Annotated in this window: 7 protein-coding genes; 4 read left to right on the forward strand and 3 right to left on the reverse strand. The window is 58.4% G+C overall.

Features of this window, described 5'->3' with window-relative positions:
- Positions 1-2 precede the first annotated feature (2 nt).
- Complete coding sequence (rsmI, locus tag ACXWUF_RS00800; RefSeq protein ID WP_458492739.1) at positions 3-878, reverse strand: 16S rRNA (cytidine(1402)-2'-O)-methyltransferase; 876 nt, start codon at positions 876-878, stop codon at positions 3-5.
- Positions 879-915: 37 nt separating this feature from the next.
- Here rsmI and ACXWUF_RS00805 point away from each other — a divergent pair, with 37 nt between their 5' ends.
- From ACXWUF_RS00805 to ACXWUF_RS00820, 4 genes are all read left to right on the forward strand, one after another.
- Complete coding sequence (locus ACXWUF_RS00805; RefSeq protein ID WP_458492740.1) at positions 916-2,820, forward strand: penicillin-binding protein activator; 1,905 nt, start codon at positions 916-918, stop codon at positions 2,818-2,820.
- Positions 2,817-3,197 carry a YraN family protein gene (locus tag ACXWUF_RS00810; RefSeq protein ID WP_458492741.1) on the forward strand — a complete coding sequence of 127 codons (381 nt, stop codon included), beginning with the start codon at positions 2,817-2,819 and terminating at the stop codon, positions 3,195-3,197. The genes ACXWUF_RS00805 and ACXWUF_RS00810 overlap by 4 nt, the downstream gene beginning before the upstream one ends.
- Before the next feature lie 87 nt (positions 3,198-3,284).
- Entirely contained in the window at positions 3,285-3,872 is a 588-nt protein-coding gene (locus tag ACXWUF_RS00815; protein ID WP_458492742.1) for a phosphoheptose isomerase, read from the forward strand.
- A gap of 4 nt (positions 3,873-3,876) precedes the next feature.
- Positions 3,877-5,274: an FAD-binding oxidoreductase gene (locus ACXWUF_RS00820; protein ID WP_458492743.1), complete on the forward strand. Its 1,398-nt coding sequence runs from the start codon at positions 3,877-3,879 to the stop codon at positions 5,272-5,274.
- A gap of 65 nt (positions 5,275-5,339) precedes the next feature.
- On the opposite strand, the gene ACXWUF_RS00825 is transcribed toward ACXWUF_RS00820, so the two are convergent.
- Together ACXWUF_RS00825 and ACXWUF_RS00830 are read right to left on the reverse strand one after the other, a co-directional pair.
- Entirely contained in the window at positions 5,340-6,173 is an 834-nt protein-coding gene (locus tag ACXWUF_RS00825) for a PHP domain-containing protein (protein ID WP_458492744.1), read from the reverse strand.
- A gap of 40 nt (positions 6,174-6,213) precedes the next feature.
- Positions 6,214-8,256, reverse strand: a complete 2,043-nt coding sequence (locus tag ACXWUF_RS00830) for a GumC family protein (RefSeq protein ID WP_458492745.1) — start codon at positions 8,254-8,256, stop codon at positions 6,214-6,216.
- Positions 8,257-8,485 lie beyond the last annotated feature (229 nt).

Genomic DNA, 8,485 nt, shown 5'->3' on the forward strand with positions numbered 1-8,485 from the left:
CGTCAGTCCAGCGCCTCGACGCCTTCGCCTTTAGATAACCGGAGCGCCGTCCGATAGAGTTTCTCGCGACGCGCTCCTGTGATCTTGGTCGCCAAGGCGACAGCGGTTTTCACCGAACACTCCTCAAGCAACCACCGCAGCACCCTCTCCTGCTCTGGCTCCAACTCATCAGATTCGACTGGCGGGGGCGCCCCCTCAAGCAGCAGCACGAACTCCCCTTTCCGCATATCCGGCTCCCGCTCCAACAAGGCGGCGGCCCGCCCCACGGTGGCGGACACAATGGTTTCAAATCGCTTGGTCAATTCACGGGCAATCACCAGGCGGCGTAACGCGGGAAATACCGCCTCAATGTCTTTGAGGGTTTCCAGCACGCGATGGGAGGATTCATAAAAAATCAGGGTTCGCGATTCGTCCCGCAACCCCTCGAACAAGGCTCGACGGGCGGCGGGCTTCCTGGGCGGAAACCCTTCGAAGGCAAATCGGGCGGACGCCAGTCCCGACGCGCACAACGCGGCAATCAGGGCGCACGGGCCAGGCACCGGCACCACCTGGATGTCGTGTTCCAGCGCCATGCGGACCAATGGAAAACCCGGATCGTTGATAAGCGGCGTCCCGGCGTCCGTGACCAGGGCGACCGATTCGCCCTGTGCCAGCCGCGTCACGACCCGCCGCGCCGCCTCATCCTCGTTGTGTTCATGGAAGGCCATCAAGGGCCGTGAAACACCATAGTAATCCAGCAACGGACGGCTATGGCGGGTATCTTCGCAGGCGATGACATCGACCTTCTTCAACACGTCCACGGCCCGGAAGCTCATGTCCGCCAGATTGCCGATAGGCGTTGCCACTAGGTATAGTATGCCCGGTTTGATTTCAGACACTTGCTCTCCTCATCCGCTCTTCAAGGGAATTTCCCGAATGCGCCAATCCCTCCGCCCCGTGCTGTCCTTAGTGCTCGCTTCGACCTTGGCTGGATGCGCTGGGTTAATGCCCCGCTGGGGCGGCGCGCCGCCCAGTGACCCGCAAGCCGAGGGCCTATTCAGAGCGGGCGATTACGAAGGGGCCATGCGGCGGTATGAATATCTGGCCCGCACCTCGCCCTACCCGGATTATTATTGGCTACAGGCGGCGGACGCGGCACTCCGCGCCGGGGATGGGCATTCCGCCCAGCAAATCGCCGACGCCATTAACCCTAAGGAACTCGAAGGACAGGACCGCAACCAATACTTGCTCTTGGCGGGCCGGTTGGACCTGAACGCCGGACGGGCAAGGGAAGCGATGGCGAAGCTCAGCTCGATTGGCCCGGCGCCCCTTCAGGGCGCGCAGCCCGTGAATTATCACACACTGCGCGCCTCGGCCTACAACCAGTTGGGCGACATGCTGGCGAGCGCCAAAGAACGGATCGAACTCGGGCCGTTGCTCAGCCAGCCGGAAGCCGTCAAGAAGAACAACGACGCCATTTATGACGCCCTCGCCCGGCTGCCAAGCAGCGTCCTGTCCAGCAAGCAACCGCCCCCGCCTGACACGCTGGGTGGCTGGATGTCCCTGACTCAGATTCTCAAGACCGCCTCGCCGGGCGGCTTATCTTCCGCCCTCAATCAATGGCGCAACCGCTACCCCCGCCATCCGGCGAATGGTGCTTTTTTAGACAATGCCTTTCAGGAAGCGGGCGGCACGGTGGTGGTGACACCCCTGGGCAAACCTCAAGCGGATAAATCGCCAGTCGCCGCAACACCGGAAACAAACACACAGCCCCCCACCGGCCCCTTCGTTGGCGTCCTGTTACCCTTGTCCGGCCCTTATGCCCCCGCCTCGCAAGCCATCCGCTCCGGGCTAATCGCCGCCTACTATGCGGACACCAATCCGGCCAAAACGCCCCTGCACTTCGTGGATTCCCAATCCGGTGACGTGGGCCAACTTTACAAAAAGCTGGCGGAACAGGGCGCGACCTCCGTCATTGGCCCTTTGACCAAAGAAAACGTCGGTGTCCTAGCAAAAAGTGGCGACCTGCCAATTCCGGTGCTGGCGCTGAATCAAACAAACGGGGTGGACAACCCACAGATTTATCAATTTGGCCTGACGCCTGAACACGAGGTGGAACAAGCGGCCGGAAGCGCCTGGTTCGACAACCGTCAGACCGCCCTGGTCCTCGCGCCGTCCACGCCGTTCGGACAGCGCATGATCCAGCACTTCACTAATTATTGGCGGGGCCTGGACGGCAAAATCGCGACGGTTAAAACCTACTCTCCCCACGGCCAGGACTTCACCGCCGCCGTCGAGAGCCTGCTCGGCACGCTGCCGTCACAGCCCGCCGCTTCCTTAACTTCGACGGCGGATAACGACTTTATTTTCTTAATCGCCGACACGCGGGACGCCCGCCTAATCCTGCCCCAGATTGCCGCCAACCAGCCCCGCCCCATCCCGGTGTACGCAACTTCCCGCGTCTACAGCGGCAAGGCTGACGAACCGGCGGACCAGGATTTGAACGGCCTGATCTTCTGCGATATTCCCTGGTTGCTAAACGTCGCCGACGGGAGTCCGCTGTCGGCCCGCGCCCTGGAATCCCAGATCAAGCAAACCCAGGGCGATTACGTCAGGCTCATCGCCTTGGGTCTGGATGCTTACCGCCTCCAGCCGGAACTGGACCGCGGCAAACTCGATCCGCATTATCGTTTCTCCGGGGCCACGGGTTTGTTGTCCCTGCAATCCGGCAATCGGATTCAACGCCAGCTTGAATGCGCCCAGTTCGACAGCGGCCATTTGCAATTGCGGGGAACCGCGCCCATTCCGCAGGCGGGCACGCCCGCCGCTTCCCGCCCATGAGCCGCCCACCGTCCCAACCCACGGCGCCGACCCGGGGCCGCATCGCGGAGGACCGGGCCTTAGAGTTCTTGCAACAGCAGGGTCTACGGCTGATCGAACGCAATTATCGCTGCCGCTTTGGGGAAATCGACTTGATTATGGAAGACGGCCCAACCTTGGCCTTAGTGGAAGTCCGCTTCCGCAGCAACCCCCGCTTTGGCGGTGCCCTGGAAAGCGTGGATTGGCGCAAGCAAGCCAAATTGAAAACCACCGCCACTTGCTTTTTAAAGGAGCGGAGCCTCTTTGACCGACCCGCCCGGTTCGATGTGGCCGCTTTATCGCCCACCGCCAGCGGCATGGCGGTGGAATGGATCAAAGACGCTTTCCGGGCGGGCTAAGGTCCACCCGCCACGCCAAGCCTTCACCGATTAACCGGGATCTGCCGCTTCAAAGCCCCCGCCCCGTGCAAACGAAACCGATCACTCATGAGCCTACAAGACCGCATCATCCGCCAATTCACCGCCAGCGCCGAAACCAATCAGGAAACCCTGGTTCGCCTCGGTGATCTTATTGAAGCCGCCGCCGTGCGCTTGGCGCAATGCCTGCTCAACGACGGCAAGATTCTGTGCTGCGGCAATGGCGGCTCCGCCGCACAGGCCCAACATTTTTCTTCCGAACTGCTGAACAGGTTTGAGCGCGACCGCCCAGGCTTGCCCGCCATCGCCTTGACCACCGACACCTCGGCGTTGACCTCCATCGCCAACGATTATCGCTTTGACGAGGTTTTCGCCAAGCAGATTCGCGCCCTCGGCCACCCCAACGACATGCTGGTGCTGTACACCACCAGCGGCAATTCAGGCAACATCCTGAACGCCGCCACCGCCGGCCACGACCGGGACATGAGCATCATCGCCCTCAGCGGGCGGGATGGCGGGCCGCTGGCGCCATTGCTGCGGGAGACCGATCTCGAAATCCGCGTGCCGGGGGAAAACACCGCCCGCATCCAAGAAATGCATTTGCTCATCATCCACTGCTTCTGCGACCTCATCGACCACCAGCTTTTCGGCGAGTAAACCCATGCCACTGTCCGGCCCGTTCCTCACCCGGCTCAAGGAAATCTTTCCCGCCGACGCCCTGCTCACCGACCCCGCCGACTGTTGGGTCTACGGCTATGACAACAGCAAGCGGCAAGTCCTGCCCGATGCGGTGGTGTTCCCCACCGCCCACGAGCAGGCGCTAGCCCTGGTTCGGCTATGCAACGAGTTCTTGGTGCCACTCACTCCACGGGGGCGGGGCACCGGCACGACCGGCGCGACCGTGCCCCTCCGGCATGGCGTGGTGGCCTCGTTCGAGCGCATGGACCGGGTCTTGGAATTTTCCCCTGACAACCGTTATGCCGTGGTGGAGCCGGGACTGACCAACCAAGGCTTGCAAAACGCCATCAAATCCCATGGCTTCTTCTGGCCTCCCGATCCCACCAGCGCCGCGTTTTGCAGCGTGGGTGGCAATCTCGCCTACAACTCCGCCGGACCCCGCGCCGTTAAGTACGGGACGCCCCGCGAGAACACCCTGGGCCTCCGGGCCATCACCGGCGTGGGCGAGGAGCTTCGCACGGGCGTTTTCACCACCAAGGGTGTGGTGGGCTACGACCTCACCCGCTTATTGATCGGCTCCGAAGGCACCCTCGCCCTCATCACCGAAGCCACCCTAAAGCTCACCCCGCTGCCACAAACCGTGCGGACCCTGCGCGCCGTGTATGCCGACGTGACCGCCGCCGCTCGCGCCATCGGACGCATCATGGCCCAGCCAGCGATACCCTGCGCGCTGGAATTTATCGACGGCAACGCCATCAACATGGTGCGCCGTTATTCGACGGCCAGCCTGCCGGACCAAGCGGGGGCGTTGTTGATGATCGAAGTGGACGGCTTCGCCGAGGCCATGCCGACCCAGATTGAGAGCATCCGCGCCGCCACGCAAAACGAGGGGTTGCTTGAATTTCGTGTCGCGGAGACCGCCCAGGAAGTGGAAGCCCTGTGGCAGACGCGCAAGGCGCTTTCGCCCACGCTGCGCAAGATTGCGCCGAAGAAAATCAATGAAGACGTGGTGGTGCCGGTGACTGAATTGCCCGTGCTGATTTCTGGGCTGGACGAGTTGTCGAAGCGTTATGGACTTCCCATCGTCAATTTCGGCCACGCCGGAAATGGCAACATCCACGTCAACCTTCTCTACGATCCGGGCAAACCGGGCGAAACGGATAAGGCGCACGCCTGTTTGGATGAAATGTTTACGCTGGTTCTTCGCCTGCGGGGCACGCTCTCAGGCGAACACGGCGTCGGCATTGAAAAGCGGGACTATGTCGGGCGTGAACTGGATGCCGGGGCCTTGGGGATGATGCACGCCATCAAGCGGCAATTCGACCCGAATGGGATATTGAACTGGGGAAAGGGTTTTCCAGAAACGGTGGACCCGGCATAATTTTCTCGGCGGGCAAGCGCTTTCGTCTTGCCCGCCACCAAAGGCTTATCCCCACCGCCAGGAATTTACCCCTCCCACACACGCCACACAGGCGTCAGCCCCGGCGGCAGCGGTGGCAGTCGACCCAACTTGGGCCAAACATAATCAGGGCTGTGAAAATCCGATCCGCAGGAAGCCAATAGGTTAAAGCGCTTAGCGTATTCGGTGCTGGACTGCACCTCGCCGGGCGGAGCGGTTCCACAAATCACCTCCATTCCTTCGCCGCCCATTTCACGGAACTCCCCAAGCAAGCGCCTCAGCCAACTGCCCGTTAATTTGTAGCGTTGCGGATGGGCGATCACGGCGACCCCTCCCGCCTCCCGAATCCAGGCGACAGCGGCCTCCATCTCGGTCCAGCGCGTCGCCACATATCCGGGCTTGCCTCGCGCCAGGTAACGGTCAAAGGCGTCACGCACATTGGCGGCGATGCCTAGATCATAAAGGCATTGCGCAAAATGGGTTCGGGTCATCATTCCTTCCCCGGCCCTCGCCTGCACCGCGTCAAACGTGCCCGAGATTCCAAATTTCTCCAAGCGTCGCCCTATTTCTCTCGCCCGATCCGTGCGGTATGCCTGAAGGCTCCCCAGCCCCTTTCGCAACTCTCCACGGTCAGGACTCACGTTCAAGCCAACAACATGAATCGACTTATCCCGCCATGTTGTCGAAATTTCAACGCCCGGGACAAGCGAAATTCCATTTTGCGCCGCCGCCTCACTCGCTTCGGCCAGCCCTGCCGTTGAGTCGTGGTCCGTTAGGGCCAACGTCGTTATCCCCACCGCAACCGCGTGTTCTACAAGCTGCGTCGGCGTGTATCGGCCATCAGAAATGGTTGAGTGTGTATGAAGATCGTAAGCAAGCAATCTGATTCCGGTGTACTCGTAAAACTCAGTTAAAGCCGATTTAAACCTGATATTCGCCGTTTAAAGTGGGATAAATCAAGGCTATTGACTCGGCTCTTAAACCCGCTCCTGGGGGGGAATATCTGGCGTAACGCGCCAGCACTTTGGCCGACATTCTACCGACAATTCGCTCTAAATCGGCGAGTCGCACTCCCTGTCTAATTAGGTACATCAAATAAGTATGCCGCAATGCTTCGGCATCAGCAGTTTCAGGTTGGAATATTCCAGAATCAGCCATGGCGTAAGCGATGACTCCGGATAATTCCTCAACATCCTGAGACGCTTCCCCAGCCCAAAGGGGCAAAGGTTCATTTTGTATCAGCCAGCCCCTCAGCCGAGGCGCCAAGGGCAAGCCCCTTGAGTTTCCTCCCAAATTCACGGTGTTATCAGTCAAGTCAAAGCTATTAGCGTCCAGCCCCATAGCTTCCTCCAGCGTAAAGCCAGACAATATCAACCCTATTAGTTGTTGAGCCATTGGCTCGGCGGATTCTAGTACCCCTCTAATTTCATGCTCGCTTAATTCGCGGGGCAATGGGCTGTCTAAGGCTAGCTCTCCCTTTTGCCTGAAGGCAGGTTCGAGCATCTGCTGGGGCAGGGCTTGAGCGGCTTCTCGCTGATGGCCTAATAACAAATCTTCTGTCACAGAAAAGACGCGCACGTCAGGCAATTTTATTGGTGCCAACTCGCCTTCCCGCCGCATTAAATAGTCATACAGCAAGGTAATGGTTAATGCCGCCCCGAGACTTGCAATGAAAGCAATCCCAGTATCTCTCCAATAATCTGGCGAAACCGGCTTAGTGGGCGGGTAGGCGCGATCCACTATTTCCAATTGTGGATACTTTTCTATTTGCTTAGCGCCAATCTCCGCGAGGCGTGACTGGTTTTTCCGGTATAACAATTCCAATTGTTCCAAATCAGCGGACATTGCCTCATATTCCGCAAACTTGGCCGTAAAATCAGCCGCTTCACGCTTGTGCTCACTAATTTGGCGACGAATCTCCTGAATAGTTTGGCGCGCCGAAGCATATTCCTGCTCGGCCTCGCTTAATGCCTCCCGTTTTCCTTCTTCTAGCTTTTTTCGTATGGCCGCTTCAATTTGCTCTAATTGTTCTGGTATTAATTTTAATTTTGGTTGCAGCGCAATATATTGGGGCGTATACCGCTGCCCAAGGTCTTTCACCAACTCCCGCAATTGTTGCGCCCTTTGCTCCAGATTCGCCAATCCCTGCTGCTCCTCTGGCGGAAGCACCGGCTCTCCTTTAGCCAACGCCTCCTTTATTGCATCCAGTTTAGCTTTGGCTTTTATCTCGTCATCGTTAGCCTTGTTTAACGTATTATTTAAGCCACTAAGTCGGGTCATGGCTTGGTTGTCGGTATCATTTTTTGAAAGAATATCGTGCGCCCGTCGAAACTGATCTAGCGCCCGACGTTTATCTTCAAGCTTTCTATCTAACTGGCTATTTTCACCTTCCAGCGCGATGGTCGTATTGTTCTTGCTTTCTATAACAGCACTTTCTCTCGCTTCTTGGTAAACATCCAGCCATGTATTCACCGCTTGCGCCAGTATTTGAGCATCCTGGCCCCGTGCTTGTAATTCCACTAAATTTGTTTCAGGTATTGGCTCCACCGACAACATGGATTGTAACTCCTCAAGCGCGGGTTCCCGGTGTACCACATTAACAAAGTCTTGCTTAAGGCGCTGACGGGCCTCCTCTAGCAACGGGATTCCAAGCAAGATTTGTTTTTGAATTGAAACGTGTTGCGTTCCGCCCCCTTCATTTAAATTACGTTGTAATTGCTGGCGGATTGGAATCCCATTACGCCCCATCTCGAAATATTGATTGCCGACCTCTTGCTGTTGGTCAATGTCACGCGGAGCCACGGTTAGCACCGATGCTGTTGCCTTATAAATAGGGGGCCGAATCCATACGTAGGTCATCCCGCATATCAAGCTCAATAGAAACATTGCTACAAATATCCATATGCGTTTTTTTCCGGCGTGAATTCCCAATTTGGATTCTGACACATCCTTGGTTTCTGACATTATCTGCAACGGGGGAGGAAGGCTTGGCATAACAGTTTCCCTATTCGTTATTTCCAAAACTAGTAGCCCACTTTCGCATATTTTGCACAATAAAAAACCCCCCGCCTGTGGGGCGGGGGGTTGACCGGTCCGGCACGGGGACGGGGGCGCCGGTGGCCCGGCGCCGTCCGGCCTACATGAAGGACGGGATCAGCGGCGCGTCGATCTGGGTCACCTGGCGGGTGCCGGC

The organism is Methylomagnum sp., assembly GCF_054333355.1.

What these genes read in the sequence shown, in the direction of transcription:
- ACXWUF_RS00805 (WP_458492740.1), top strand. Translation starts at nt 916, where the DNA reads ATGCGCCAATCCCTCCGCCCCGTGCTGTCCTTAGTGCTCGCTTCGACC.
- ACXWUF_RS00810 (WP_458492741.1), top strand. Translation starts at nt 2,817, where the DNA reads ATGAGCCGCCCACCGTCCCAACCCACGGCGCCGACCCGGGGCCGCATC.
- ACXWUF_RS00815 (WP_458492742.1), top strand. Translation starts at nt 3,285, where the DNA reads ATGAGCCTACAAGACCGCATCATCCGCCAATTCACCGCCAGCGCCGAA.
- ACXWUF_RS00820 (WP_458492743.1), top strand. Translation starts at nt 3,877, where the DNA reads ATGCCACTGTCCGGCCCGTTCCTCACCCGGCTCAAGGAAATCTTTCCC.
- ACXWUF_RS00830 (WP_458492745.1), bottom strand. Translation starts at nt 8,256, where the DNA reads ATGTCAGAAACCAAGGATGTGTCAGAATCCAAATTGGGAATTCACGCC.